Raw genomic sequence first — 25,248 nt, 5'->3', positions numbered from 1 at the left:
ACAAAAATCGAACATCCATTCTTATGGAGGCGCGGGCGAGGCCCGAGAAGGGCCCACGGTGGGCATTTCGGCACGGTTCGGATGGATAAGTGCCCGAGTTATCCACAGGCCGGGCGGGCGTCGGGGCCCATTGTCAGTGGCAGGCGTTAGCGTCTTTCACGTGAAGCGATCGACTCAAGCAAACCGGGTGGAACCCATGGCAGGAACCGACCGCGAGAAGGCCCTGGATGCCGCGCTCGCACAGATTGAACGGCAATTCGGCAAGGGCGCGGTCATGCGCATGGGCGAGCGGCCGAACGAGCCCATCGAGGTCATCCCCACCGGGTCGACCGCGCTCGACGTCGCGCTCGGCGTCGGTGGCATCCCGCGCGGCCGTGTGGTGGAGGTGTACGGACCGGAGTCCTCCGGCAAGACGACCCTGACCCTGCACGCGGTGGCCAACGCGCAGCGGGCCGGCGGCCAGGTGGCCTTCGTGGACGCGGAGCACGCCCTCGACCCCGAGTACGCGCGCAAGCTCGGCGTCGACGTCGACAACCTGATCCTGTCCCAGCCGGACAACGGCGAACAGGCCCTGGAGATCGTGGACATGCTGGTCCGCTCCGGCGCCCTCGACCTCATCGTCATCGACTCCGTCGCCGCGCTCGTCCCGCGCGCGGAGATCGAGGGCGAGATGGGTGACAGCCACGTCGGTCTGCAGGCCCGACTGATGTCGCAGGCCCTGCGGAAGATCACCAGCGCGCTCAACCAGTCCAAGACCACCGCGATCTTCATCAACCAGCTCCGCGAGAAGATCGGCGTGATGTTCGGCTCCCCGGAGACCACGACGGGTGGTCGGGCGCTGAAGTTCTACGCCTCGGTGCGCATGGACATCCGCCGCATCGAGACCCTCAAGGACGGCACTGACGCGGTCGGCAACCGCACCCGTGTCAAGGTCGTCAAGAACAAGGTCGCGCCGCCCTTCAAGCAGGCCGAGTTCGACATCCTCTACGGCCAGGGCATCAGCCGCGAGGGCGGCCTGATCGACATGGGCGTGGAGCACGGCTTCGTGCGCAAGGCCGGCGCCTGGTACACGTACGAGGGCGACCAGCTCGGCCAGGGCAAGGAGAACGCCCGTAACTTCCTGAAGGACAACCCCGACCTGGCCAACGAGATCGAGAAGAAGATCAAGGAGAAGCTGGGCGTCGGCGTCCGTCCCGAGGAGCCGACCGCCGAGCCGGGCGCGGACGCGGCGGTCGCCACCCCCGCGGGCGACGCGGCGAAGACGGTCCCCGCACCGGCGGCGGCCAAGGCGGCCAAGACCAAGGCCGCGGCAGCCAAGAGCTGACGCGGTGACTCGGCGAACCGACTGGGCCGAGTACGCCTACCCGGACGCTCCGCGCGACCGGGGGAGGGGCGCCGCCGGCGCCGAGGCCCAGGGCAGTTACGGGGGATACGGCAGGACGCCGTCGTACGGCACGGACGGGGAGTACGGCGGCGGTGCGCCGGGCGACGGCGCGCTGTACGAGGGCGCGTCGGCCGCGGGCGAGTGGCCGGAGGACGGCTCCGCCCACGGAGCGGACTCGGGCGGCGGTGTCTCGCGCCGACGCGGTCGAGGAGCACGCGGCGAGGGTGGCTCACGTGGGGGACGTGGGCGCCGGCGACGCGGCTTCGGAGAGTCGCACGGGGAACCGGCCGATGACCCGTCCGATGCGGACGGAGGCGTCTCCTCCTCGTCGAGGGCCGAGAAGGGGGAGCCTTCAGCGGACCCGGTCGAGCGGGCGCGGGCGATCTGTCTGCGCCTGCTCACCGGGACCCCGCGCACCCGCAAGCAACTCGCGGACGCACTGAGCAAGAAGGGGATTCCGGACGAGGCGGCGGAGGAGGTGCTGTCGCGGTTCGAGGAGGTTGGACTGATCAACGACAGCGCGTTCGCCGACGCCTGGGTGGAGTCCCGGCACCACGGCCGGGGGCTCGCCCGGCGGGCGCTCGCCCAGGAACTGCGGACCAAGGGCGTGGACTCCACGCTCATCGAAGCGGCCGTCTCGCAGCTCGACTCCGAGCAGGAGGAGACGACCGCGCGTGAGCTGGTCGACCGCAAGCTGCGCGCCACACGCGGCCTCGACCGCGACAAGCGGCTGCGCAGGCTCGCGGGGATGCTCGCCCGCAAGGGGTATCCCGAGGGCATGGCTCTGCGAGTGGTGCGGCAGGCGCTCGAGGAGGAGGGCGAGGAGGCGGAGTTCCTTGAGGGGGAAGGGTTTTGAAGGTGGGGGTTGAGGTGGGTTGCGTTTCCGGTGCGCGGGGTCGGCCCGGGTGCTGAGGCGGGCTGAGTTCGGGCGCGTCGGCGCAACTCCCTTCCTGTGACGGCAAGGTCAAGTGGCGCAGCCTTACCTTGCGCCCCGTGAAGGGGTGGGCTTCCCCGGTCGCCGGTAGCGTCGGCCACCGTTGCGCGGCTGTATGAGCGCGAGCGTCCACGTGCCGTCGGTGGGTGAGGCGCCTCGGCAGGCCGCTCACGCAGCGCACCCGCACACCCCCTCCGCATGCCCCTGAAAGGCGGCCCAGCCATGCCCAGATCCGCCCGCTCCCGCAGAGCGCTGGTCGCGTCGGTCCTCGGGAGCTGTGGCTCTCTGGTGCTGAGCGGATGCGGATTCCTCGCCGAGGACACCGGGCCGGCGGTGGAGGGCACGATCACTCTGGGGTTCGTCAACGGAGGGGCCACGCGGTTCCACGCGTGTCTCGAGGCGGCCGTCGAGGACACGGCGCTCAACAACGGTGCCCGGATCCACACGGCCGAGTCCCGGCAGGACGCCGCGGCCGAGCTGGCCAACATCGAGGACATGATCTCCCGGCATGTGGACGCGCTCATCGTGCAGACCGTCGACGTCGATGCCCTTCAGGACGACATCGCCAAGGCCAGGGCGGCAGGCGTGCCCGTCTTCCTGACCTCGGTCGTCCCCGACGACACCGCCGGCGTCCTCGGGGCCGTCGTCGTCGACCTGAAGCAGGTGGGCGCCCTCGACGCGGGCTGGATCGAGAAGGACGCCGCCGGCGCGAAGGTGGACGTCGGCATCGTCGCCGGAGCGCCGGGCGCGGCCTCCGATCTGCTCGTCAGCGGCTTCAAGGGCGCCCTGCCGGCGAACGCCACCGTGGTCGCGAACCAGCCCGGCATGTTCAGCCCGGCCAAGGCGCGGAAAGTCGCCACGGACATGATCGAGGCCCACCCCGACCTTGACTACGCCTTCGTCGCCAACGAGGAGATGGCCTTCGCCGTCCGCGAGGCCTTCGACGCGGCCGGCGGGAAGGCCGTCAGGATCGTGACCGTCAACGGCACCGACGAGGGGCTGGCCGCGCTGAAGGACGGGCGCTTCGCGGCCACGGTCGCCAACTCGGCGGCCGACACCGGCGAGTTGGCGGTGACCAACGCCCTCGCCCTGCTCCGTGGCGAGGACGACGTGAAGAAGGTCGCCACCACCCCGACCCGCCTCGTCACCAGAGGCACCGCCGACACGGCCCCGCTCTACTGCGACCCCGACATCGGCTGAGACACCTCGACGCCCCTGTGGCCTACGCCGACGTCACCGGCAGCCCCGACGTCCGCCAGGCCTGGAACCCGCCCACCAGATCCGTGGCCCGGTGCAAGCCCAACCGGTGCAGGGACGCGGCCGCGAGGCTGGAGGCGTAACCCTCGTTGCAGATCACCACGACCCGCAGGTCATGGCTCGTGGCCTCGGGGGCGCGGTGGCTGCCGCGCGGGTCGAGGCGCCACTCCAGTTCGTTGCGCTCGACGACGAGGGCGCCGGGGATCAGCCCGTCCCGGTCGCGCAGGGCGGCGTAACGGATGTCCACCAGCAGCGCCTCACCGCGCTGGGCGGCGTCGTACGCCTCCCGCGCCTCGATCCGGTCGTAGCCCTCGCGTACCTGTTCCAGCAACTCGTCGATGCCGACGGGCTGTTCGTGTGTGCCGCTCACTGCCAGTCCTCCGGACGCTCCACGTGCTCCAGACGCAGGACCTGCCCGGCCCGACTGTAGCGGCGGATCTGCGGCAGGGGCGGGTAGTAGGCGTGGACCGAGATCGCGTGCTCGTCCGGGGACTCGTTGAGTACCTCGTGGACGTGGTGCTGCCCGAAGGAACGGCCCGTGCCGGCCGACAGCCGCCGTTGCCGGTCCACTCCGTCACTGAGTTCGAGGGTCCGCCAGCCGTCCGCGGGCAGCCGGGCGGCCAGCGAGTTCTCCTTGAGCTCGCCGGAGGCCGTCACGAAGGCCCCGACCGACTCGGCGTGGTCGTGCCAGCCGGTGCCCGTGCCGGGCGGCCAGCCGATCAGCCAGGCCTCACTGCCGCCGGGCCCCTCCAGACGCACCCAGGTGCGGCCTTCCGGGTCGAGCGGGAGCGAGGAGATCAGTTCGGCGTCGGCGGCGGTGCGTCGTACGAAGTCGAGCAGGTCGGCCTGTGAGGGCGCCGACGCGACGGCGGAAGCGGTGGTGGAGGGAGCGGGGGAGACAGACACGGGCACCGTCCTGAAGAGCGTTCGCGGAATGCGCGCGACGGCACGACGGGCACGGCACGCGCGAGGGAAAGGATGCGAATCAGAACGACGGACGACACACGCAGCCCGCATAGCGGACCAGGTCCATATGGACCCTCCGCCACAGGCGCACACAGGTGTCGGTCATGACGCGGATTACAGCATCACGGTGCAGAACGGTCAACTCAGCGTCACTATGTGGAACGCACGCCTGTGCGAACGTCACCACGGGCTCTGCCCACCCTTGTCTCAGCGCGACCCCGCCCCCGCCTCGGCCTCTGTCTTCGTAGGTCCGCCCACCGTCGCCTCCGCCGCCGCGTACAGATCGGCGGGCCGGACCCCGCTCAGCGCCGTCACGAGGTGGCCGTCGGGGCGTACCAGCAGGACGCTGTGCGCGGCCGCCCCGGGGTAACTCTCCGCGACCAGCAGCTCGGCGGCGTGCGGCAGCGCCGTCACGGCGGCCGCGAGACGCGGCATGACCCCGGCGGTCACCCAGTGCTTGCGGTCCCACACGCCCGTCCCCGGCGCGATCAGTACGACGAGCAGCGCCCCGCGACCGAGCCGGTCCCGGAGTCGTACGAACGAGCCGTCCTCGGCGGTGACCCGCACATCGGCGACCGGCGCCCCCGGAGCGGTGTCCACCGGAATCTCGGCCTCCAGGTGCCGGGGCGCCAGCGGGGAGCCGGCGTACGCCCCCGGCGCACCGAGCGCGCCGCGCCCCAGATGGCCGTCGGCGAGCAGCGCGTCATGGCCCCGGGCCGAGCCGGGGACGTAGGCACGCAGTCCACCACCGCCGCGCAGCAGCGGCAACGCCTGGTCGGCGGCGCGCAGCCGGGCGGCGACGACGCCCCGGCGCTCAGCCTGGTAGCTGTCGAGCAGCGCCTCGTGCGGGCCGTGGTGCCAGGCGAGCGCCAGCTTCCAGGCGAGGTTGTCGGCGTCCCTCAGCCCCTCGTCAAGCCCCTGTGTGCCGAGCGCGCCGAGCAGATGCGCCGCGTCCCCGGCGAGGAAGACGCGACCGACTCGCCAGCGCCGCGCGAGACGGTGGTGGACGGTGTGCACACCGGTGTCGAGGAGGTCGTACGGCGGTGTCGGGCCGCCCGTCCAGCCGGCGAGGGTCTCCCGGACGCGGGACACCAGCAGCTCGGGCGTGACCAGGTCCTTGCCCGGTGGCAGCAGCCAGTCCAGGCGCCACACCCCGTCCGGCAACGGGCGCCCGGTGACCTCCCCGGCCGAAGGTCCGGACGTCCGCCACGGCGGCATCCGATGGAGCAACGCCTCGCCCTCCCACGGAAGTTCCGTGCGCAGCGCGGCGACGGCGTGTCGCTCCACCGCCGTACGGCCGGGAAAGCGGATGTCCTGGAGTTTGCGGACCGTGGAGCGCGGGCCGTCGCAGCCGACCAGGTAACTGCCGCGCCACCACGTGCCCTTGGGGCCGCGGGTGTGCGCGGTGACGCCGGACTTCTCCTGCTCCACGGTGTCGAGGCGGCTGTCGACGGCGATCTTGACGAGCCGTTCGTCGGCGAGGGCCTCGCGCAGCAGGCCCGTCAGGACGTGCTGGGCGATGTGCAGCGGAGCCGGCTCCGCCGGGCCGTCGAAGGTGACCTCGCGCATCACCTGCTTGCGGCGCAATGACCGCCATCCGGCCCAGTGGCAGCCGACCTCGTCGAGCGCGACGCCGGTCAGCCGCTCCATCAGGGCGGCGGTGTCCTCGCGGAGCACGACCGTGCGGGCCAGGCGGGGTTCGTCCTTGCCGGGGCCTTCGTCGAGGACCACGGACGGCACGTCCTGGCGGGCCAGCGCGAGGGCGAGCGTGAGCCCGACGGGCCCCGCTCCGACGATGATCACCGGGTCCACGGCGCGGCGCCCCCTGCCCGTGGCGGCGTCCCGGGGGACGTGGGTGAACAGAGGGTTGGGGCAGGGTGCACGATCACAGAACGTATGCAACCCATTGCCGGTGCTTGCGTCAAGTGACGGAGGGCAGTGGCGATCAAGCCACTGCCCTCCGTGTCCCACCCGTCACTTGACGGGATGTCACACCTGTCGCTGACGGAATGTCAGGCGGATGCTCCGGTCGCGAAGCTGCCGCCCACCTCCCCGGCGTTGATGTCGTCGATGTCGTCGGCGCCCAGCACCGCACCCGTGCTCTTCTTGCTGCGCCGCAGTCGCTTCTCCAGCCAGCTCGCGAAGCTGGTGAGGAGGAAGTTGACGATGATGTAGATGATCGCCACGACGACGAAGCTCTGGATGACGTTGGCGTAGTTCGCCGCCAGCGTCGCGCGCTCGCTGAGCAGCTCGGTGAAGCCGATCATGACGCCGCCGAGCGCGGTGTCCTTCACGATGACGACGAGCTGGCTGACGATGGCCGGGAGCATCGCGGTGACGGCCTGCGGAAGCAGGATCAGCGTCATCGTCTGGCCCTTGCGCAGGCCGACCGCCTGGGCCGCCTCCGTCTGTCCCTTGGGCAGCGCGAGGATGCCGGCCCGGACGACCTCGGCGAGCACCGCGGCGTTGTAGAGCACGAGGCCGGTGACGACCGCGTACAGCGGCCGGTTCTCGGTGCCGACGTCCGTCGAGCGGGCGTAGACCTCGTTGGCGAACAGCATCAGCAGCAGGACCGGGATGGCGCGGAAGAACTCCACCACCGTGCCCGCCACGCCCCGCACCCACCGGTGGTCGGAGAGGCGGGCGATGCCGAAGACCGCGCCGAGCGGGAGGGCGATCACCATGGCGAGCGCGGCCGCCTTGAGGGTCTCGCCGAGGCCCGGCAGGAGGTACGTCGTCCAGGCCTCCGACTGGGTGAACGGCTTCCACAGGGACCACTCGAGCTGGCCCTTGTCGTCCAGTGCCGACCAGACCCACCACGCCAGCAGCAGGAGCAGGGCGAAGAAGACCACCGAGAGGATCACATTGCGCCGCTTGGCGCGGGGGCCCGGAGTGTCGTAAAGGACCGAGCTCATCGCTTCACCGCCAGTCGCTTGCTCAGCCAGCCGAGGATGAGGCCGGTGGGCAGGGTCAGTACCACGAAACCGAAGGCGAAGATCGCGCCGATGAGCAGCGTCGCAGCCTCGTTCTCGATCATTTGCTTCATCAGGTACGCGGCCTCGGCGACGCCGATCGCGGCGGCCACGGTGGTGTTCTTCGTCAGCGCGATCAGCACGTTGGCCAGCGGGCCGATCACCGCGCGGAACGCCTGCGGCAGCACGATGAGCCGCAGGGTCTGGGTGAAGTTCAGGCCGATCGCGCGGGCCGCCTCGGCCTGGCCCATCGGCACCGTGTTGATGCCGGAGCGCAGCGCCTCGCAGACGAAGGCCGCGGTGTAGGCGGTGAAGCCGAGGATCGCCAGCCGGAAGCCCTGGATCTTGAAGTCCGAGGCGCCCATCGTCACGTGGAAGATGTCCGCGAGACCCAGCGAGCAGAACAGGATGATGACGGTCAGGGGGATGTTCCGGACGATGTTCACGTAGGCCGTGCCGAAGCCCCGCATGAGCGGGACCGGGCTGACCCGCATCGCGGCCAGCAGGGTGCCCCAGACCAGGGAGCCGATGCCGGAGAAGAAGGTGAGCTTCACCGTCATCCAGAAGGCGCCGAGCAGGGTCGGATTGTCATAGTCGGAGATGAAGTCGAACACGATGTCCCGCGCTTCCGGGTGGGTGGCGTACGTGGACGGCACGGCGCGCCGCCGCCGACATCGCGGTGGACGGCGGCACGCCTCTGGACCGTTGCGCTGTTACTTGACGATGACGCCGATCTTCGGGGCGGGCTCGTTCTTGTAGTTCGCGGGACCGAAGTTGTCCTTGACGGCCTTGTCCCAGGAGCCGTCGCTCTCCATCTTCTCGAGAGCCTTGTTGATCTTGTCGACGGTCGCGGTGTCGCCCTTCTTCACACCGATGCCGTAGTTCTCGTTGCTCAGCTTGAGGCCGGCGAGCTTGAACTTGCCCTTGTACTGCGACTGGGCGGCGAAGCCCGCGAGGATCGAGTCGTCGGTGGTGACGGCGTCGACGGTGCCGCTCTGGAGGGCCGCGATGCACTCCGAGTAGCCGCTGTACTCCTTGAGGTTGGCCTTCGGCGCGATGTCGTTCTTGACGTTCTGCGCCGAGGTCGAACCGGTCACCGAGCACAGGTTCTTGCCGTTGAGGTCGGTGCCCTTGGCGATGTCCGAGTCAGCCTTCACCAGCAGGTCCTGGTGGGCCAGCAGGTACGGGCCGGCGAAGTCGACCTTCTGCTTGCGCTCGTCGTTGATCGAGTAGGTCGCGGCGATGAACTTCACGTCGCCACGGGCCAGCGCGTTCTCGCGGTCGGCGCTCTTGGTCTCCACGAACTCGATCTGGTTGGGCTCGTAGCCGAGCTCCTTGGCCACGTACGTCGCCACATCCACGTCGAAGCCGGAGAAGGAACCGTCGGGCTCCTTGAGGCCGAGACCGGGCTGGTCGTACTTGATGCCGATCTTGATCTTGCCACCGCCGCCGGAACCGGAGCCCGTGTCGCTGTCGTTGTCGTCCCCGCCGCACGCGGTCGCGGTCAGCGAGAGGACGAGCGCAGCGGCGGCCGCGGCGGTGACCTTGCGGAGCTTCATGGTGAACATCCTTTGTGTGATGAGAGATGCGAGCCGTCGAGGCGGGTGACGCGGGTCTGATGCGCTGTCAGTGTTCGCTGTCAGTGGTGCAGGATCTTGGACAGGAAGTCCTTGGCGCGGTCGCTGCGCGGAGCGCTGAAGAACTGGTCGGGCACAGCTTCCTCGACGATCCGGCCGTCCGCCATGAAGACCACTCGGTTCGCCGCCGAACGGGCGAACCCCATCTCGTGGGTGACGACGATCATGGTCATGCCGTCGCGGGCGAGCTGCTGCATGACCTCGAGGACCTCGTTGATCATCTCGGGGTCGAGCGCCGAGGTGGGCTCGTCGAAGAGCATGACCTTGGGGTCCATGGCCAGCGCCCGGGCGATCGCGACGCGCTGCTGCTGGCCGCCGGAGAGCTGCGCGGGGTACTTGTCCGCCTGGCTGCCCACACCGACCCGGTCGAGCAGGGACCGGGCCTTCTCCTCGGCCTTCTTCTTGTCCGCCTTGCGGACCTTGATCTGGCCGAGCATCACGTTCTCGAGCACGGTCTTGTGCGCGAAGAGGTTGAAGGACTGGAAGACCATCCCGACGTCGGCCCGCAGCCGCGCCAGCTCCTTGCCCTCCGCGGGCAGGGGCTTGCCGTCGATGGCGATGGTGCCGGAGTCGATCGTCTCCAGGCGGTTGATGGTGCGGCACAGCGTCGACTTACCGGACCCGGAGGGTCCGATCACGACGACGACCTCGCCGCGGGCGATCGTCAGATCGATGTCCTGGAGAACATGCAACGCGCCGAAGTGCTTGTTGACGCTCTTCAGGACGACCAGTTCGCCGGTTGCGGCCGCGTCTTCCTTGGCCACCGATACTTCGGTCATCGCTCTCGGGCTCCGTCCTCCTCGGTTTCGGAGGACAGTAGTGACCCCACGCGACCTGCGTCATTACCTTTGAGGGGAATCTGAGCATCACGATCCGATAGCAATCGGACACGTGTCGTAGCAGTTGTGAGCAGGGCGCATATCGGCCGGGTAACGGAAGCGGTCCGCAACCGGAACCCACTTGACGCCGTCCTCTTCCATCAGCGTGACTGCAACGTGCACGCGCGCGCGTGCACGCGTTTTCTACACATCTAGATCGTACGGCTGATGAAGCGAAGGAGGGCCGGATGAGACTGCTCCTCGTCGAGGACGACAATCACGTCGCCGCCGCCCTGTCCGCGGTCCTGGCCCGGCACGGGTTCGACGTGACGCACGCCCGAAGCGGGGAGGAAGCACTCCAGGCCCTTGTCCCGGAAGGCGACGGCTTCGGCGTCGTCCTGCTCGACCTGGGGCTGCCGGACCAGGACGGTTACGAGGTCTGCGGCAAGATCCGCAAGCGCACCAGCACCCCGGTGATCATGGTCACCGCCCGCTCCGATGTCCGCTCCCGCATCCACGGCCTCAACCTCGGGGCCGACGACTACGTGGTGAAGCCGTACGACACCGGAGAGCTGCTCGCCCGTATCCACGCCGTCAGCCGCCGCACCGCCCACGAGGACGCCCCGGGCGGCGCGGACACCACGCTGGTCCTCGGGTCGGTCCACATCGAGCTGCCGACCCGTCAGGTCAGCGTGGACGGTTCCGTCGTCCAGCTCACCCGCAAGGAGTTCGACCTGCTCGCCCTGCTGGCGCAGCGTCCGGGCGTCGTCTTTCGCCGGGAGCAGATCATCAGCGAGGTGTGGCGCACCAGCTGGGAGGGGACCGGGCGCACCCTGGAGGTCCATGTCGCCTCCCTGCGCGCCAAGTTGCGCATGCCGGCCCTCATCGAGACCGTACGCGGCGTCGGCTACCGGCTCGTCGCCCCGTCCTCGTAGCAGGCCCGGGTGCGCACACGACTCCTCCCGCTGCTCATCGTCCTGATGGCGGCCATGCTGCTGGCCCTCGGCATCCCGCTCGGCATCGGCATGGCCTCGGCGCAGCAGCAGAAAGTGGTCGTCGACCGGATCGACGACACCGCGCACTTCGCGGCCCTCGCCCAGTACGTGACCGGACCCGACGACGAGCGTCAGGACACGCTGGAGAGCGAACTCGAGAGCTACTACGAGGTCTACGACATCCGTGTCGGCGTCTTCTACCGCACCGACGTGCCCATGGCCAACGCGCCGGCGACCTGGTTCCTCCCCGAGACGGGCGAGGTGCGCGAGGCGTTCGAGGAGGCGCGGCTCAGCCGGCGCAGCCAGAACCCGCACCAGATCTGGCCCTGGGAGCGCACCCGGCTCGTCGTCGCCTCGCCGGTCATCCGGGACGGTGACGTCGTCGCGGTCGTCGTCACCGACTCGCCGACGGGGGAGATGCGTTCGCGGATCCTGCACAACTGGCTGGTGATCGGCGCCGGCCTGATGGCCGCGATGCTGCTGGCCGTCGGCGCCGCGCTGCGGCTCACCGGCTGGGTGCTGCGGCCCGTACGCGTCCTGGACGCCACCACGCACGCGATCGCCAGCGGCAGCCTGAAGTCCAGGGTCGCCGCCGCCGGCGGGCCGCCGGAACTCAGGCGCCTGGCCCACTCGTTCAACGAGATGGCGGACAACGTCGAGGACGTCCTGGAGCAGCAGCGCGCCTTCGTCGCCGACGCCTCCCACCAACTGCGCAACCCGCTCGCCGCGTTGCTGCTGCGCATCGAGCTGCTCGCCTTCGAACTCCCGGAGGGCAACAAGGAGATCGCCTCGGTCCAGACGGAGGGCAAGCGCCTCGCGCAGGTCCTCGACGACCTGCTCGACCTCGCCCTGGCCGAGCACACCGACGCGGACCTGCGCATCACCGACATCGGCGCGCTGGCCGACGAACGGGTCGCGGCCTGGGCGCCGACCGCCGAGGCCAAGGGCGTGACGCTGGTCGGCGACTGCCCGCCGACCACCGCCTGGGCCGACCCGGTCACCCTGTCCAGCGCGCTGGACGCGGTCATCGACAACGCCGTGAAGTTCACCCCCGAGGGCGAGCGCGTCGAGGTGACGGTCTCCTCCAACGGCGAGACGGCGAACGTCGTGGTCCGGGACAACGGCCCCGGCCTCACCGACGAGGAACTCGCCCGCGTCGGCGACCGCTTCTGGCGCAGCGGCCGCCATCAGAACGTCAAGGGCTCCGGCCTCGGCCTGTCCATCTCCCGCGCCCTGCTGGCCGCGGGCGGCGGCGCGATCTCGTACGAGCACCACGAACCGCACGGCCTGAAGGTGACGGTGACGGTGCCGCGCAGCAGCGCCGGCGTCTGACGGGGAGGCGTTACGGCTTGACCGAGCGGTAGTAGCGCCGGGCGCCGTCGTGGAGTTGCAGCGGGGAGGTGTAGATCGCCGTGCGCAGATCGACCAGCTGGGCCGAGTGCACATCGGCGCCGATCTTGTCCCGGCTGCGCAGGACGGTCCGGGTCAGCCACTCGGTGAGCCGGGGGTCGAGGTCCTTGCGGGTGATCAGCAGGTTGGAGACGGCGATCGTCGGGACCGAGTACCCCTCCTGGACGTCGTAGGTCGACTCCGGGATGTTGGTCGGCCGGTAGTAGCGCATGGCCGCGCCCTGGGTGTGCAGCTTGCTGATCAGGCCGCTGCCTATCGGCACGAACTTGAAGGACTCGCGCTCGGCGAGGGTCTGCAGACCCCTGGTGGGCAGTCCGCCGGACCAGAAGAACGCGTCGAACGTACGGCCGAGTTGGGACACGTCGTTGATGCCGTACGGCAGTGCCGTGATGTCCTTGTCCGGGTCGATGTCGGCCGCCTCCAGCACGCGGTCGGCGATCAGCCGCACCCCCGACTTGGGCAGGCCCACGGCCACCCGCTTGCCCTCCAGGTCGGCGACCGACCGGATGTCGGAGTCCGGCGGGACGATGAGCTGCACGTAGTCGTCGTACAGGCGCGCGACACCGCGCAGCCGGGCGGCTTCGGCCGGGTGGTCGAGCGCGTACGTCTCCACGGCGTCGGCCGCCGCGATGGCGAAGTCGGCCTCGCCGGACGCCACGCGCGCGACGTTGTCCTGGGAGCCGGCGCTGGTCTCCAGGTCCACCTTCAGGTCCGGCATGTCCTTGGCGAACGCGTTGCTGAGCTGCTTGCCGTACTCCTCGTAGACGCCGCCGCGCGAGCCCGTGCTGAACGTGATCGTCCCGCCCGGAGGCTCCTCGCCGAGCGGCAGCAGCCACCACAGCAGCAGCCCGAAGGCCACGAAACCGGCGGCCGCGCCCTGAAGCGCCCGGCTCCTGCTGATGCGGGGGAACATGCTGGACATGCGCGCGATCCTGCCAGGCGGGACATGCTGCTGGCCAGGGCGAGGGTCACAGGGAAGGGGGCGGCGCCGGATGTCACGTGGGGGCTTTCGCGTGGCGAGGCGGGCGTCGGGTGCTGTCAGTGGCGGTCGATAGTCTCGCCGTATGAGTTCTTCGCCCGCCGACCTCGTCCGTGCGTTCCACCTCGCCATGGGGCTCGATGCCCGCAGCACGCCGACCGCGGTGTCGCCGGAGCTGGCCGCCCACCGCGGTGAGCTGCTCGCCGAGGAGGCCGCGGAGGTGGCGGAGGTGTCCGTCGAAGGGCCGCTGGATCGGCTGGCGCACGAACTCGCGGACGTCGTGTACGTCGCGTACGGCACCGCCCTGGTGCACGGCATTGACCTCGACGCGGTGCTCGCCGAGATCCACCGTTCCAACATGACCAAGCTGGGACCTGACGGGCGTGTGGCCCGCCGGGCCGACGGCAAGGTGCTCAAGGGGGAGCACTACGAGGCACCGGATGTGGCGGGAGTGCTGCGGCGACAGGGGTGGGCGCCGGAAGGGGCGGCAGGACCGATGGGCTGACGGTCCCGCCTACGGCCCCTTACCGTTCCTCAGTCGACCACCGAGGGCTCCCGTACCGCCGGTTCCTCCCGGCGGGTGCGGAACCGGCCCACCCATCTCGACGCCAGCGGTTCCGTGTAGCGGGCGGTGAGGGGCCCGAGGACGACCAGGATCAGGACGTACGCCGTGGCGAGGGGGCCGAGGGACGGTTCGATGCCCGCGCCGACCGCCAGGCCCGCGATGACGATCGAGAACTCGCCGCGGGCCACCAGCGCCCCGCCGGCCCGCCAGCGGCCCTTCTCGGAGATACCGGCCCGCCGGGCCGCCCAGTAGCCGGTGGCGATCTTGGTCGCGGCCGTGACCAGGGCCAGCGCGAGGGCCGGCAGCAGCACCGGCGGAATGCTGGCCGGGTCCGTGTGCAGGCCGAAGAAGACGAAGAAGACCGCGGCGAACAGGTCCCGAAGCGGACTGAGCAGCGTGTGCGCCCCTTCAGCCACCTCGCCGGACAGCGCGATGCCCACCAGGAAGGCGCCGACGGCCGCCGACACCTGGAGCTGCTGGGCGACGCCCGCCACCAGGATCGTCAGCCCCAGCACCACGAGGAGCAGCTTCTCCGGGTCGTCGCTGGAGACGAAACGGGAGATCAGGCGGCCGTAGCGGACCGCGACGAACAGCACCAGGCCCGCCGCTCCCAGCGCGATCGCCAGCGTCACGCTTCCGGCCATCAGCCCGGCGCCCGCCACCAGTGCGGTGACGATCGGCAGGTAGACCGCCATCGCGAGGTCCTCCAGGACCAGCACACTGAGGATCACCGGGGTCTCGCGATTGCCGACCCTGCCCAGGTCGCCGAGAACCTTCGCGATCACACCGGACGACGAGATCCATGTGACGCCCGCCAGCACCACCGCGGCCACCGGGCCCCAGCCCAGCAGCAGCGCGGCCGCCGCGCCCGGCAGGGCGTTCAGGGCGGCGTCGACCAGACCCGACGGGTAGTGCGCCTTGAGGTTGGTGACCAGGTCGCCCGCCGAGTACTCCAGGCCGAGCATCAGCAGGAGCAGGATGACGCCGATCTCGGCGCCGGTCGCGACGAACTCCTCGCTCGCGCCGAGCGGCAGCAGCCCGCCCTCGCCGAAGGCCAGCCCGGCCAGGAGATACAGCGGGATGGGGGAGAGGCTGAAGCGGCCGGCGAACCGGCCGAGCAGGCCGAGGCCGAGGATGATGGAACCGAACTCGATCAACAGGACCGCGGAGTGCACCGGTTCCCTCACTCCCGCCCGAGTATCGCCGCGGCGGCGTCGACGCCCTCGCGGGTGCCGACGACGATGACCGTGTCCCCGCCCGCGAGCCGGAAGTCCGGCGCCGGGGACGGGATCGCCTCGGCCCGCCGCAGCACGGCGACGATCGACGCGCCCGTGTCCGTCCGCATCCGGGTCTCGCCCAGCAGCCGCCCGTTCCAGTGCGAGGCCGCCGCGACCTCGATGCGCTCGGCGACCAGCCCCAGGTCGGTGGTGTAGAGCAGGCTCGCGCTGTGGTGGGACGGCTTCAGCGCGTCGATCAGCGAGCCCGCCTCGGCCCCGGTCAGTCGCAGCGACTGGGCGCAGGAGTCGGGGTCGTCGGTCCGGTACACGCTCACCGTCCGGGCGCCGTCGCGGTGCGCCACCACGGACAGATGGCGGTGTTCCCGGGTCACGAGGTCGTACTGGACCCCGATCCCCGGCAGCGGCGTCGCCCTCAGGCGCGGTGCAGACACGTTTCTTCCCCTCACGGTCGGTGATCGCATGTGCCGGCTTGGCATGCTGCCATCGCCCCGTACGGTGGCGACATGGGTGGCGTCACGGATATACGCGGGCGGGGAGACGGGCCGAGGCTGGTAGGGCAGGCGTCAAGAGAGAGGGGCGGGAACAGGAACGTGTCGCTGTTCTGGCGGATCTTCTCGCTCAACGCCGCCGGCCTGGTCGTGGCCGCCGCGCTGCTGCTGGGCCCGGTCACCGTGTCGACCCCGGTGACCGCGGCCGAGGCGGTCGTGGTGGTCGTGGGCCTGGCGGTGCTGCTGGCGGCGAACGCGCTGGTCCTGCGGGTCGGCCTCGCCCCGCTCAAGCGGCTGGGCCGCGCCATGGCCGCCGCCGACCTGCTCCGGCCCGGCGCCCGCGCCGCCGTCGCCGGTCCCACGGAAGCGGCGGCGCTCATCACGACGTACAACACCATGCTCGACCGGCTGGAGGCCGAGCGTGCCGCCGGAGCCGGGCGGGCCCTGTCCGCGCAGGAACGCGAACGGCACCGCATCGCGCGCGAGCTGCACGACGAGGTCGGCCAGACCCTGACCGCCGTCCTCCTCCAGCTCAAGCGCGTCGCCGACCGGGCCCCCGAGGAGCTGCGCGAGGAGGTGGCCCAGGCCCAGGAGGCCACGCGCGCGGGGCTCGACGAGATCCGCCGCATCGCCCGCCGGCTGCGCCCCGGCGTCCTGGAGGAGCTCGGCCTGGCCAGCGCCCTGCGCTCGCTGGCGGGCGAGTTCAGCGCCCATGGCCTGACGGTGCGTCACCACGTCCCCGGCGGACTGCCGCCCCTGACCGAGGAGTCCGAACTCGTGCTCTACCGGGTGGCCCAGGAGGGCCTCACCAACACCGCCCGGCACTCCGCCGCCGACCGCGCCGAGATCCGGCTCCAGCCGGTCGCGGACGGCGTCGAACTCCTCGTACGGGACAACGGCAAGGGCGTCGGAAACGCCACCGAGGGAGCCGGGATACGGGGCATGCGGGAGCGGGCGCTGCTCATCGGGGCCGAGCTCAAGCTCGCGGCGGCACCGGGTGGCGGAACGGATGTACGACTGCTCGTCCGGGGGAACCGATGACCCCCGTTCGGGTACTGCTCGCCGACGACCACACCCTCGTACGACGGGGGGTACGGCTGATCCTGGACGGCGAGGACGACCTGACGGTCGTGGCCGAGGCCGGGGACGGGGCGGAGGCCGTCGAGCTGGCACGCGCGCGTGAGGTCGACCTGGCGGTCCTCGACATCGCCATGCCCCGGATGACCGGCCTCCAGGCGGCCCGCGAGCTGTCGCGGCGGCTGCCGGGGCTGCGCATCCTCATCCTGACCATGTACGACAACGAGCAGTACTTCTTCGAGGCGCTCAAGGCCGGGGCCAGCGGTTATGTGCTCAAGTCCGTCGCCGACCGGGACCTGGTCGCGGCCTGCCGGAGCGCGGTGCGCGACGAGCCGTTCGTCTATCCCGGCGCGGAACGCGCTCTTGTACGGTCGTACCTGGACCGGCTGCACCGGGGCGACGCGCTGCCCGCGCGGGCCGTCACCGAGCGCGAGGAGGAGATCCTCAAGCTCGTCGCCGAGGGACACACCTCGAAGGAGATCGGCGAGCTGCTGTTCATCAGCACCAAGACGGTCGAACGGCACCGCGCGAACCTGCTGGCCAAGCTCGGGATGCGCGACCGCCTCGAACTGACCCGGTACGCGATCCGCGCGGGGCTGATCGAACCGTGAGCCGCTCTAGTAGCGCTGTGCCTTCGTGACCACGGCGGTCAGCTGCGGTTCCGCCGGTTCCGTGCTGATGGCGAGCGGCTGCGCCTTGCCGCCCGGCTTCAGGTCCTCCGCGCCGACGTAACGCGTCTGGACGACCTTGCCGTCGGGGTCGCGGAAGTCGACCTGGACGGCGTAGGACGCGGTCTCGTCCGTGCTGTTGGTGATGTTCACGACGACGGCGAGCAGTCCGGCCGTCTCGGCGCGCGGTTTGCCGGTGAGGGAGACGTCGGCAGTGGCGTTGCCCTTGCCCTCGACGTCCTTGAGAGCGTTCTTGGCGGCCCGGTTGGCGCGCTCGGTCTCCGCGGACACCGAGGCCAGCCATGCCGAGGCCTGTGCGGAGGCGGAGGAGGCGAGGGCCGAGACCGACGCCTTGACCGACTCCTTGACGGAGGCGAGGGCGGAGGGGGCCGAACCGGAGAAGGAGTCCGTGACGGCGGCTGAAGCGCTGGACGAGGAGCCGTCGTCGTCACTGTCCGAGCTGCACGAGACGAGCGACGCCGCGCTCACCGCTGCCAGGACGAGCCCGGCGAGCGCGGTCGCGGTCCGGCGCCGTGGGGTGGAAGAGAGCATGAGGTCCTCTCGGCGGCAATTGTTGTGATTCGTCCCCATCCTGCGGGTGCCTGAGCGCCCCGGCCACTTCGGCGGGCCCTAATGGCTCGCGTTACCGGTCGGCCCGCGCTACCGGTCGGCGTTGAGCGTGTCCACGGCCCCGCGCGCGTCGCCGATCGTCGTGTAGTCGACGGCGACGAAGTTCACCGGCCGGCCGCGCTCCCGCTCGCACTTCGCGACGCGGTCGAGGACGTAGTCGCGGGCGTTGACCTCGCCGGCGTCCAGGCGGCTGCCGCCGCCCGCGGTGATGAAGTGGTTGAGCAGGAACAGCCGCTTGCCGGTGCCGCCCCGGTGCGGCACGCAGCTCATCTGGTCGGGGCGCTGGAAGGAGAACGGTGTCTCCATGCCGTAGCGGTAGAAGTTCCGGTACCACGCGGCCGGGCCGTCGGCCTGCTCGGCGAAGACGACCAGCCGCCGGCCACTGTCGATCATGTCGCCCAGCGTCGGCCACGCCTCCGCGGGATCGTCGTCCGGCGTGAAGACGAGGTCGCCCAGCCCGGCCCGCGCGAACGCCTCCGCGGTGTCCTCGCCCGAGATCGCGTCCTGCACGATCAGGGTCAGCACCTCGGTCGGATGGTCACGCATCCAGTCACCGATCTCGCGCAGCTCCGGCACCAGCGGGACCGCCCCGGCCCGGCACACCGAATGGCACAGCCACAGCCCCTCACGGGGCGGGTTGACCCGGTTGACGACGTTGGCGATCAGTGCGCGCTGCTCGGCCGAGAAGTCGGAGTCCTTCAGCCGCGCGGTGATCTCGTCGGGCCGCTCCCAGCGGTAGGTGTCGATCTGGAGGGCCCGCACCCCGTCGTCCAGCTGCGTGGTGATGGCCGGGTCCTGGAGCGGACCGATGAACCGGTCGACGGTGGTCGACATGGCGTTGTGCGAGGTCAGGAAGGCGACCTCGTCGTACGGCCGGTCGCACAGCCGCACGCTGCCCTCGCACCGGCGCGGCGCCTCGGGAGCGGCCAACGGGACCAGCACGAGACCGGCGAGGGCGAGGGCGCTCGCGCCGGCCGCCAGCGGACGGATGTACGCGGCCGCGGGCGCCGTCCGCAGCCGGGGGCGCACCTGAAGAGCCCACCCGAGTCCGGCGAGCAGCGCCCCCGCCACCAGCGGGACCAGCGCGCTGCCCAGGGCCGCGGCCGTCATGTCGTCGACGGCCGTGCGCTGGAGGTCGTCGACCAGGCGGGCGAGGCCGGTCGGCCAGCTCGCCGGCGGATCGACGAGACGGCCGCCGCCGACAACACGTACGAGGAGGACCACCAGGGCCGTCAGCAGCCCACCGGCGGCCAGCGCCCAGCCCAGCAGCATCGGCCTGCGGCCGGGCGCGTCGGAACCGGTGAACCACAGCACCGCCAGAGCGGCGACCAGCAGCGCGGCGGCGACGGTCTCGACGATCCCGAGCCCGACCGCCGTATAGGGGCGAACACTCTCCAGACCCGCGAGGTCGAGGGGGCGGTCGAGGTTCCAGTGGCTGCCGCCCGCGAGCGTCCGCAGCCGGGCGGCGGCGTCGTGGGTGCGCTCGGACACCACCGCCGGTGCCACGGTCGCGAGCACGGTGCCGATGTCCCCGTCGCCCAGGGCCACTTCGACGTCCGGCCGCAGCGCCTCCCGCCGCTCCTCGGGAAGCGCGGCGAGGATGTGCCCGGCGGCCGTGGCGGCCTGCTCCTCGGTGAGCGGGAGGGCGGGCAGCGAACCGGGGACGCGACCGGCGACGACGTGCTCCAGGGCAGCCGAGAGATCGGCCGAGAACGCGGCGAAGTCCGGCTCGGTGCGGTTCTGCACGGAGGCGACGAGATCGCCGAAGTAGACCTGGGCCAGGTCGTCGACGTTGTCCAGCACCGGGCGCAGATCCACGGACAGATCGAGGGTGTCCCGGTCGCCGCGGAGGTACCCGACGGCGTTGCCGATCTGCTCCTGGGTGAGGTCCCGGACCGTCTCAGGAGGCAGCACCAGCTTGATGTTGGAGGTCACCACGGCCTCCGGTACCGGCAGCCCGGCCAGCAGGTTCCGGGTCACCGCCGCGGCCTTCGGATCGACCAGGACCTGGTCGTAGACCCGGTCGTACGCCGACTCCTCGTCCAGCACCGACCCGTAGAACCCCGCCGACACGACCGTGGCACGCGCCGTGGCCGCCACGGCGACGATGAGCGTGCACAGCACGGCCGCGGCGAAGGCGAGGACGCGCAGCACTCTGCGCGAGGTCACGGATTCCATGGGCCACCTGCTCCTCATGGTGATCTCGCCCCGCGGACCCCGCACCCCGGGGGCGCCCCGGCCCGGCGCGAGGCGTTCCCGGGACCGCCTACTCTTGAGGGATGACCATCAGCAGCGACCGGAGCCCGGCAGTGGACGTCTCAGTGCCCAAGACCTACGAAGTTCGTACCTACGGGTGCCAGATGAACGTCCATGACTCCGAGCGATTGTCCGGACTGCTGGAGGAGGCCGGGTACGTGCGCGCGCCCGAGGGCTCCGACGGTGACGCGGACGTGGTGGTCTTCAACACCTGCGCGGTGCGCGAGAACGCCGACAACCGGCTGTACGGCAACCTCGGCCGCCTCGCCCCCAAGAAGGCCTCGCGGCCCGGCATGCAGATCGCGGTCGGCGGGTGCCTGGCGCAGAAGGACCAGGACACCATCGTCAAGAAGGCGCCCTGGGTGGATGTCGTCTTCGGCACGCACAACATCGGCAAGCTGCCGATCCTGCTGGAACGCGCGCGCGTGCAGGAGGAGGCGCAGGTCGAGATCGCCGAGTCCCTGGAGGCGTTCCCCTCCACGCTGCCGACCCGGCGCGAGAGCGCCTACGCGGCCTGGGTGTCGATCTCCGTCGGCTGCAACAACACCTGCACGTTCTGCATCGTTCCGGCGCTGCGCGGCAAGGAGAAGGACCGCCGCACCGGCGACATCCTCGCCGAGATCGAGGCCCTGGTCGCCGAGGGCGTCTCCGAGATCACGCTGCTCGGCCAGAACGTCAACGCGTACGGCTCCGACATCGGCGACCGCGAGGCCTTCAGCAAGCTGCTGCGGGCCTGCGGGAAGATCGAGGGCCTGGAGCGCGTCCGCTTCACCTCCCCGCACCCGCGCGACTTCACGGACGACGTCATCGCCGCCATGGCCGAGACGCCGAACGTGATGCCGCAGCTGCACATGCCCCTCCAGTCCGGCTCGGACACGGTCCTCAAGGCGATGCGCCGTTCGTACCGGCAGGAGCGTTTCCTCGGGATCATCGAGAAGGTGCGCGCCGCGATGCCGGACGCCGCGATCTCGACCGACATCATCGTCGGCTTCCCCGGCGAGACCGAGGAGGACTTCGAGCAGACCATGCACACAGTCCGCGAGGCCCGCTTCACCAACGCCTTCACCTTCCAGTACTCCAAGCGCCCCGGAACCCCGGCCGCGACCATGGAGGGGCAGATCCCCAAGGAGGTCGTCCAGGCGCGCTACGAGCGTCTCGTCGCCCTCCAGGAGGAGATCTCCTGGGACGAGAACAAGAAGCAGGTCGGCCGCACGCTGGAGCTGATGGTCGCCGAGGGCGAGGGCCGCAAGGACGGCACCACCCACCGCCTCTCCGGCCGCGCCCCCGACAACCGCCTGGTCCACTTCACCAAGCCGGACGAGGAGGTCCGCCCCGGCGACGTGGTCACGGTCGAGATCACGTACGCCGCCCCGCACCACCTCCTCGCCGAGGGCCCCGTCCTGAACGTGCGCCGCACGCGCGCGGGCGACGCCTGGGAGAAGCGCAACGCCGCCGAGGCGGCCAAGCCGGCGGGCGTGCTGCTGGGGCTGCCGAAGATCGGGGTACCGGAGCCGCTGCCGGCGGCGACCGGTGGGTGCGCGGCGCACTGAGGACTGGGGCCGCGGTTCGGCGCTGTACGGCGGCGATCTCACGGACGTGGTCATCAAGGGGTGGTCATCAAGGGGTGACGTGTCGGCGTCGGGCGGCGTCGGCAGGTGACGTGTCGGCGCTGGACGGTGTTGGCGGGTGACATGTTGGCGCTGGACGGCGTTGGCGGGTGACGTGTTGGCGCTGGACGGTGTTGGCGGGCGCCACGTCGGCGCTGGACGGCGATACGCTGCCGATCATGCTTGTCGCCGCCGCAGTCTGCCCCTGTCCGCCTCTCCTCGTGCCCGAGGTCGCCGCGGGTGCCGCGCCCGAGCTGGATGCCGCGCGTGCCGCCTGCACGGACGCGCTCGGCGTGCTCGCCGCCGCCCGGCCCGACGTGCTCGTGGTGATCGGGCCCGCAGAACAGAGCGGACGGGGGACGCACGCCGAGGGCGCGCGGGGTTCGTTCCGGGGCTTCGGCGTGGACGTCGACGTACGACTGGGCCGGGACACGGGTGACGCGGCCGAGCCCACGCTGCCGACCTCACTGGCCGTGGCCGCGTGGCTGCTGACGAAGACCGGGTGGTCGTACGCCCCGATCGAGGGGCTCGGCGTGGGGGAACCTCTCGCGGCCGAGCGGTGTATTGAAGTCGGAAGGGGCATCGCCGCGCGGGCCGAGCGCGTGGCACTGCTGGTGATGGGCGACGCCAGCGCCTGCCGCACGCTCAAGGCACCCGGCTACCTCGACGAGCGCGCGGCACCCTTCGACGCGGAGGTCGCGCGGGCGCTGGGCGCGGCGGACGTGGCGGCCCTCGAAGCGCTGGACGCCGGGCTGGCGTACGAGCTCAAGGCCTCCGGCCGGGCCCCCTGGCAGGTCCTCGCGGGCGCGGCCGAGGGGGCGGGGCTCGGCGGACAGCTGCTGTACGAGGACGCGCCGTACGGCGTGGGATACATGGTCGCGGCCTGGTCCTGACCGTCCGCTGCCCTGACGGGGGCATGAAACGGCGGACGGCCGGGAGCGGTTGCTCCACGGCCGTCCGTCGGTGTGCCGTTCAGGAAGTGGGCGGGGGTGAGGCTGGGGGCGTGGTCGTGCCTCCCGTACCGCCGTCGTCCTTGTGCGCGAGTCGGTCCATGGCGTCCTTGGCCTTGCCCGTGCCCGTCTGGATCTTGTCGCTGTACTTGCCCTTGGTCTTCTCGTCGACGACCTTCGCGGCCTTGTCGAGACCGTGCTGGATCTTGTCCCCGTGCTGCTGCGCGAGGCCGGAGACCTTGTCCTTGGCCGGGTTGAGCTTGGCTTTCAAATTGTCCAGGAGACCCATCGTTCGCCTTCCCGCGCGGGGGTAGTTACGTGCGGGCGCTCTCGCCGGCCTCGCTGTCGGCCGCCGCTTCGGCGGACTGCTGCTTGGGGATCTCGACGCCGTCGGCGGCACCGGACTCGCCGGACTCCGTCGCCGGCTCCGCGTCCGTCTCCGCCTTCGCCTCCGTCGACGCGGCCGCTTCCTCGGTCTCGGCCCCGGGCTCGGACTCGGCTCCGGCCTCCGACGGCGCCTCGGCCGGCTCCTTCGCCGCTGCCGGCTCGGTCGCCTCGTCCGACTCGGCTTCGGCCGTCAGCGTGGCGGCCCCTGCCTCGGCGGTTGACGTCTCCTCCGCAGTCTTCGACCTCCGGAGAAGTCGTGCGAAAACACCCATATCTGCTCCATACGTTACTCGTGCGGGCGAAATCCCGCGTCGCCCGGTGCGCCCATTTGCGTCGACCGGGGTGCCGCCTCCGCGAACCGGCGGCGAAAACCTCGCAACAGGCAACGACCCCGGACCCGTGCCGTCACGTAACTCGTTCGAGGCCACACCGCGACGTTTGCGAGACTGGGTCGGTGAGCAGCGCACCCCCCGCCCCCCGAGTCATCGCCGTCGTCGGACCGACCGCGGCCGGAAAGTCCGATCTGGGCGTCTTCCTGGCCCAGCGCCTCGGAGGCGAGGTCGTCAACGCCGACTCCATGCAGCTCTACCGAGGGATGGACATCGGCACCGCCAAACTGACGCCCGAGGAGCGCGGCGGCGTCCCGCACCACCTCCTCGACATCTGGGACGTGACCGTCACGGCGTCGGTCGCCGAGTACCAGCGGCTCGCCCGTGAGCGGATCGACGCGCTGCTCGCCGAGGGGCGCTGGCCGATCCTGGTCGGCGGCTCCGGCCTGTACGTCCGGGGTGCCGTCGACAACCTCGAGTTCCCCGGCACCGACCCCGAGGTCCGGGCCCGCCTGGAGGAGGAGCTCACGCTCCGCGGCTCCGGCGCGCTGCACGCCCGCCTGGCCGCCGCCGACCCCGAGGCCGCGCAGGCGATCCTGCCCAGCAACGGCCGCCGGATCGTCCGGGCCCTGGAGGTCATCGAGATCACCGGCCGCCCCTTCACCGCCAACCTCCCCGGCCACGACTCGGTCTACGACACCGTCCAGATCGGCGTCGACGTCGCGCGCCCCGAGCTCGACGAGCGGATCGCGCGCCGCGTCGACCGGATGTGGGACGCGGGGCTCATCGACGAGGTGCGGGCGCTGGAGGCGCGGGGGCTGCGCGAGGGGCGCACGGCCTCGCGGGCGCTCGGCTACCAGCAGGTGCTCGCGGCGCTCTCCGGGGAGTGCACGCTGGAGGAGGCCCGGGCCGAGACCGTACGCGCCACCAAGCGCTTCGCGCGCCGCCAGGATTCGTGGTTCAGGCGCGATCCGCGGGTGCACTGGCTCAGTGGGGCTGCGGCGGATCTCACAGAACTTCCCCAGCTCGCACTGGCGTTGGTCGAACGACCGGTTACAGCCTGATCACGTCCTGGCATCGGGACGCTCAGGCCGTCATCCGGCCCGTCGGCGCCGTGCCATCATCGAGCTTCGATCGACCAAGTGGAGTCCGAGTTGGGAGGGCGCGTGGCGATGGAGGCCGGCCCTCGCGACACCGCACGAAGCACCGAGCCCCGCACCGCCGACGGCGGTGAACCGGAGCAGGACGGCGACCGTCTGAGCCCCGACGGGCCCGACGAGACGCAGGGTGGTGTGATCGCCGACGGCCCCGAGCCCGAGGAGATGTTCGCCGACGGCCCCGAGGTCGAGGTCGAACTGCGTCCGCAGCGCCGGATGCGTATCTGGCAGCTCGCCCCGATCGTGTCCCTGGCCGCGCTCGGCTCCCTGATGTTCGCCTTCCCGCTCGCCTTCGACTTCGGCGACAGCGGGGCCGTGATCGCGATGCTGGGCCTGCTGATCTGCTCGTGCGCGGCGGGCTGGGGCATGATGGCCGCGCGCCGGGTGGGTTACACATGGCCGGGGCTGCCGCAGCGGGGTTCGGGGCGCCGCGTGGACTGGCGAGTGGTGCTCCTGTACGTGGTGGTCGTGGCCGCGGTGGTGGCGCTGGCGGTGTTCCGCGTGGCGCGGCTGCGCTGACCTCCACGCGTGCGTGGAGCTGCCG

General features: G+C 71.1%; 27 protein-coding genes. 12 read left to right on the top strand and 15 right to left on the bottom strand.

The annotated features are described in order from the left end of the window. Window positions 1–196: 196 nt before the first annotated feature. The 3 genes from recA to IQ210_RS22170 all read left to right on the top strand — a co-directional run bounded on the left by recA (window position 197) and on the right by IQ210_RS22170 (window position 3,518). Window positions 197–1,324 carry a recombinase RecA gene (gene recA / locus IQ210_RS22180; RefSeq protein WP_194080804.1) on the top strand — a complete coding sequence of 376 codons (1,128 nt, stop codon included), beginning with the start codon at window positions 197–199 and terminating at the stop codon, window positions 1,322–1,324. Window positions 1,325–1,328: 4 nt separating this feature from the next. Beyond that, window positions 1,329–2,240 carry a recombination regulator RecX gene (gene recX, locus IQ210_RS22175; protein ID WP_194080803.1) on the top strand — a complete coding sequence of 304 codons (912 nt, stop codon included), beginning with the start codon at window positions 1,329–1,331 and terminating at the stop codon, window positions 2,238–2,240. 300 nt (window positions 2,241–2,540) lie between these two features. Beyond that, on the top strand, window positions 2,541–3,518 hold the full coding sequence (locus IQ210_RS22170; RefSeq protein WP_194080802.1) for a sugar ABC transporter substrate-binding protein: 978 nt from the start codon (window positions 2,541–2,543) through the stop codon (window positions 3,516–3,518). A gap of 22 nt (window positions 3,519–3,540) precedes the next feature. On the opposite strand, the gene IQ210_RS22165 is transcribed toward IQ210_RS22170, so the two are convergent. The 8 genes from IQ210_RS22165 to IQ210_RS22135 all read right to left on the bottom strand — a co-directional run bounded on the left by IQ210_RS22165 (window position 3,541) and on the right by IQ210_RS22135 (window position 9,929). Next, window positions 3,541–3,945, bottom strand: coding sequence for a rhodanese-like domain-containing protein (locus IQ210_RS22165; RefSeq protein ID WP_194080801.1), 405 nt, complete (start codon window positions 3,943–3,945; stop codon window positions 3,541–3,543). Continuing rightward, window positions 3,942–4,481 (bottom strand): cupin domain-containing protein, encoded by a 540-nt coding sequence (locus IQ210_RS22160; protein ID WP_322656441.1) that lies wholly within the window; start codon window positions 4,479–4,481, stop codon window positions 3,942–3,944. The genes IQ210_RS22165 and IQ210_RS22160 overlap by 4 nt, the downstream gene beginning before the upstream one ends. A 79-nt stretch (window positions 4,482–4,560) precedes the next feature. Then, entirely contained in the window at window positions 4,561–4,647 is an 87-nt protein-coding gene (locus IQ210_RS48250) for a putative leader peptide (RefSeq protein ID WP_318722129.1), read from the bottom strand. Window positions 4,648–4,748: 101 nt separating this feature from the next. Then, window positions 4,749–6,353: an FAD-dependent monooxygenase gene (locus IQ210_RS22155; protein ID WP_194080799.1), complete on the bottom strand. Its 1,605-nt coding sequence runs from the start codon at window positions 6,351–6,353 to the stop codon at window positions 4,749–4,751. A gap of 200 nt (window positions 6,354–6,553) precedes the next feature. Continuing rightward, on the bottom strand, window positions 6,554–7,456 hold the full coding sequence (locus IQ210_RS22150; RefSeq protein WP_194080798.1) for an amino acid ABC transporter permease: 903 nt from the start codon (window positions 7,454–7,456) through the stop codon (window positions 6,554–6,556). Next, window positions 7,453–8,127: an amino acid ABC transporter permease gene (locus tag IQ210_RS22145; protein ID WP_194080843.1), complete on the bottom strand. Its 675-nt coding sequence runs from the start codon at window positions 8,125–8,127 to the stop codon at window positions 7,453–7,455. Before IQ210_RS22145 ends, IQ210_RS22150 begins: the two co-directional genes overlap by 4 nt. Window positions 8,128–8,226: 99 nt before the next feature. Then, window positions 8,227–9,072: a glutamate ABC transporter substrate-binding protein gene (locus IQ210_RS22140; protein ID WP_194080797.1), complete on the bottom strand. Its 846-nt coding sequence runs from the start codon at window positions 9,070–9,072 to the stop codon at window positions 8,227–8,229. Window positions 9,073–9,152: 80 nt separating this feature from the next. After that, window positions 9,153–9,929 carry an amino acid ABC transporter ATP-binding protein gene (locus tag IQ210_RS22135; RefSeq protein WP_194080796.1) on the bottom strand — a complete coding sequence of 259 codons (777 nt, stop codon included), beginning with the start codon at window positions 9,927–9,929 and terminating at the stop codon, window positions 9,153–9,155. 287 nt (window positions 9,930–10,216) lie between these two features. On the opposite strand from IQ210_RS22135, the gene IQ210_RS22130 reads away from it, so the two are divergent. Together IQ210_RS22130 and IQ210_RS22125 are read left to right on the top strand one after the other, a co-directional pair. Continuing rightward, complete coding sequence (locus IQ210_RS22130; protein WP_194080795.1) at window positions 10,217–10,903, top strand: response regulator transcription factor; 687 nt, start codon at window positions 10,217–10,219, stop codon at window positions 10,901–10,903. Window positions 10,904–10,912: 9 nt separating this feature from the next. After that, the gene (locus tag IQ210_RS22125) at window positions 10,913–12,295 is read left to right on the top strand and encodes a sensor histidine kinase (RefSeq protein WP_194080794.1); all 1,383 of its coding nucleotides are present in this window, start codon (window positions 10,913–10,915) and stop codon (window positions 12,293–12,295) included. 10 nt (window positions 12,296–12,305) lie between these two features. On the opposite strand, the gene IQ210_RS22120 is transcribed toward IQ210_RS22125, so the two are convergent. Then, window positions 12,306–13,295, bottom strand: coding sequence for a TAXI family TRAP transporter solute-binding subunit (locus tag IQ210_RS22120; protein WP_194080793.1), 990 nt, complete (start codon window positions 13,293–13,295; stop codon window positions 12,306–12,308). Between the two features lie 142 nt (window positions 13,296–13,437). Between IQ210_RS22120 and IQ210_RS22115 the strand changes: the two genes are divergently transcribed. Continuing rightward, window positions 13,438–13,857: a pyrophosphohydrolase domain-containing protein gene (locus tag IQ210_RS22115; RefSeq protein WP_194080792.1), complete on the top strand. Its 420-nt coding sequence runs from the start codon at window positions 13,438–13,440 to the stop codon at window positions 13,855–13,857. 29 nt (window positions 13,858–13,886) lie between these two features. Here the strand turns inward: IQ210_RS22115 and IQ210_RS22110 are convergent, their stop codons facing one another. Both IQ210_RS22110 and IQ210_RS22105 read right to left on the bottom strand, forming a co-directional pair. After that, window positions 13,887–15,092, bottom strand: coding sequence for a cation:proton antiporter (locus tag IQ210_RS22110; protein ID WP_194080791.1), 1,206 nt, complete (start codon window positions 15,090–15,092; stop codon window positions 13,887–13,889). Window positions 15,093–15,100: 8 nt separating this feature from the next. Next, complete coding sequence (locus IQ210_RS22105) at window positions 15,101–15,586, bottom strand: cation:proton antiporter regulatory subunit (RefSeq protein ID WP_194080790.1); 486 nt, start codon at window positions 15,584–15,586, stop codon at window positions 15,101–15,103. A gap of 159 nt (window positions 15,587–15,745) precedes the next feature. On the opposite strand from IQ210_RS22105, the gene IQ210_RS22100 reads away from it, so the two are divergent. After that, window positions 15,746–16,684, top strand: a complete 939-nt coding sequence (locus IQ210_RS22100) for a sensor histidine kinase (protein ID WP_256779615.1) — start codon at window positions 15,746–15,748, stop codon at window positions 16,682–16,684. Next, window positions 16,681–17,331, top strand: a complete 651-nt coding sequence (locus IQ210_RS22095; RefSeq protein ID WP_059198535.1) for a response regulator — start codon at window positions 16,681–16,683, stop codon at window positions 17,329–17,331. Before IQ210_RS22100 ends, IQ210_RS22095 begins: the two co-directional genes overlap by 4 nt. 6 nt (window positions 17,332–17,337) lie before the next feature. Here IQ210_RS22095 and IQ210_RS22090 read toward each other — a convergent pair whose 3' ends face one another. Together IQ210_RS22090 and IQ210_RS22085 are read right to left on the bottom strand one after the other, a co-directional pair. Continuing rightward, the gene (locus IQ210_RS22090) at window positions 17,338–17,940 is read right to left on the bottom strand and encodes a hypothetical protein (protein WP_194080788.1); all 603 of its coding nucleotides are present in this window, start codon (window positions 17,938–17,940) and stop codon (window positions 17,338–17,340) included. A gap of 108 nt (window positions 17,941–18,048) precedes the next feature. Continuing rightward, the gene (locus IQ210_RS22085) at window positions 18,049–20,196 is read right to left on the bottom strand and encodes a PI-PLC domain-containing protein (RefSeq protein WP_194080787.1); all 2,148 of its coding nucleotides are present in this window, start codon (window positions 20,194–20,196) and stop codon (window positions 18,049–18,051) included. Window positions 20,197–20,297: 101 nt separating this feature from the next. On the opposite strand from IQ210_RS22085, the gene miaB reads away from it, so the two are divergent. Both miaB and IQ210_RS22075 read left to right on the top strand, forming a co-directional pair. Beyond that, complete coding sequence (gene miaB / locus IQ210_RS22080; RefSeq protein WP_194080786.1) at window positions 20,298–21,824, top strand: tRNA (N6-isopentenyl adenosine(37)-C2)-methylthiotransferase MiaB; 1,527 nt, start codon at window positions 20,298–20,300, stop codon at window positions 21,822–21,824. 236 nt (window positions 21,825–22,060) lie between these two features. After that, entirely contained in the window at window positions 22,061–22,774 is a 714-nt protein-coding gene (locus tag IQ210_RS22075) for a class III extradiol dioxygenase subunit B-like domain-containing protein (protein WP_194080785.1), read from the top strand. A gap of 79 nt (window positions 22,775–22,853) precedes the next feature. Here IQ210_RS22075 and IQ210_RS22070 read toward each other — a convergent pair whose 3' ends face one another. Together IQ210_RS22070 and IQ210_RS22065 are read right to left on the bottom strand one after the other, a co-directional pair. Continuing rightward, window positions 22,854–23,120 (bottom strand): antitoxin, encoded by a 267-nt coding sequence (locus IQ210_RS22070; RefSeq protein WP_194080784.1) that lies wholly within the window; start codon window positions 23,118–23,120, stop codon window positions 22,854–22,856. 25 nt (window positions 23,121–23,145) lie between these two features. Continuing rightward, window positions 23,146–23,490: a hypothetical protein gene (locus IQ210_RS22065; RefSeq protein WP_194080783.1), complete on the bottom strand. Its 345-nt coding sequence runs from the start codon at window positions 23,488–23,490 to the stop codon at window positions 23,146–23,148. Between the two features lie 182 nt (window positions 23,491–23,672). On the opposite strand from IQ210_RS22065, the gene miaA reads away from it, so the two are divergent. Together miaA and IQ210_RS22055 are read left to right on the top strand one after the other, a co-directional pair. Then, entirely contained in the window at window positions 23,673–24,611 is a 939-nt protein-coding gene (gene miaA, locus IQ210_RS22060; protein ID WP_194080782.1) for a tRNA (adenosine(37)-N6)-dimethylallyltransferase MiaA, read from the top strand. 108 nt (window positions 24,612–24,719) lie between these two features. Continuing rightward, window positions 24,720–25,223: a hypothetical protein gene (locus tag IQ210_RS22055; protein ID WP_194080842.1), complete on the top strand. Its 504-nt coding sequence runs from the start codon at window positions 24,720–24,722 to the stop codon at window positions 25,221–25,223. The last annotated feature ends 25 nt before the right edge of the window (window positions 25,224–25,248 follow it).

Source organism: Streptomyces justiciae, from assembly GCF_015163075.1.
Taxonomy (GTDB): domain Bacteria; phylum Actinomycetota; class Actinomycetes; order Streptomycetales; family Streptomycetaceae; genus Streptomyces; species Streptomyces justiciae.
Note: the sequence above shows the minus strand (reverse complement) of the source record. Positions and strands in the feature narration are given on the sequence as shown.

Bases quoted from the DNA above. Each gene is read 5' to 3' on its own strand.
- IQ210_RS22135 (WP_194080796.1), bottom strand. From the start codon at position 9,929: ATGACCGAAGTATCGGTGGCCAAGGAAGACGCGGCCGCAACCGGCGAA.
- miaB (WP_194080786.1), top strand. From the start codon at position 20,298: ATGACCATCAGCAGCGACCGGAGCCCGGCAGTGGACGTCTCAGTGCCC.
- IQ210_RS22150 (WP_194080798.1), bottom strand. From the start codon at position 7,456: ATGAGCTCGGTCCTTTACGACACTCCGGGCCCCCGCGCCAAGCGGCGC.
- IQ210_RS22120 (WP_194080793.1), bottom strand. From the start codon at position 13,295: ATGTCCAGCATGTTCCCCCGCATCAGCAGGAGCCGGGCGCTTCAGGGC.
- IQ210_RS22095 (WP_059198535.1), top strand. From the start codon at position 16,681: ATGACCCCCGTTCGGGTACTGCTCGCCGACGACCACACCCTCGTACGA.
- IQ210_RS22090 (WP_194080788.1), bottom strand. From the start codon at position 17,940: ATGCTCTCTTCCACCCCACGGCGCCGGACCGCGACCGCGCTCGCCGGG.
- IQ210_RS22075 (WP_194080785.1), top strand. From the start codon at position 22,061: ATGCTTGTCGCCGCCGCAGTCTGCCCCTGTCCGCCTCTCCTCGTGCCC.
- IQ210_RS22070 (WP_194080784.1), bottom strand. From the start codon at position 23,120: ATGGGTCTCCTGGACAATTTGAAAGCCAAGCTCAACCCGGCCAAGGAC.
- recA (WP_194080804.1), top strand. From the start codon at position 197: ATGGCAGGAACCGACCGCGAGAAGGCCCTGGATGCCGCGCTCGCACAG.
- IQ210_RS22085 (WP_194080787.1), bottom strand. From the start codon at position 20,196: ATGGAATCCGTGACCTCGCGCAGAGTGCTGCGCGTCCTCGCCTTCGCC.
- IQ210_RS22170 (WP_194080802.1), top strand. From the start codon at position 2,541: ATGCCCAGATCCGCCCGCTCCCGCAGAGCGCTGGTCGCGTCGGTCCTC.
- IQ210_RS22130 (WP_194080795.1), top strand. From the start codon at position 10,217: ATGAGACTGCTCCTCGTCGAGGACGACAATCACGTCGCCGCCGCCCTG.
- IQ210_RS22055 (WP_194080842.1), top strand. From the start codon at position 24,720: ATGGAGGCCGGCCCTCGCGACACCGCACGAAGCACCGAGCCCCGCACC.
- IQ210_RS22065 (WP_194080783.1), bottom strand. From the start codon at position 23,490: ATGGGTGTTTTCGCACGACTTCTCCGGAGGTCGAAGACTGCGGAGGAG.
- IQ210_RS48250 (WP_318722129.1), bottom strand. From the start codon at position 4,647: ATGACCGACACCTGTGTGCGCCTGTGGCGGAGGGTCCATATGGACCTG.
- IQ210_RS22140 (WP_194080797.1), bottom strand. From the start codon at position 9,072: ATGAAGCTCCGCAAGGTCACCGCCGCGGCCGCCGCTGCGCTCGTCCTC.
- IQ210_RS22115 (WP_194080792.1), top strand. From the start codon at position 13,438: ATGAGTTCTTCGCCCGCCGACCTCGTCCGTGCGTTCCACCTCGCCATG.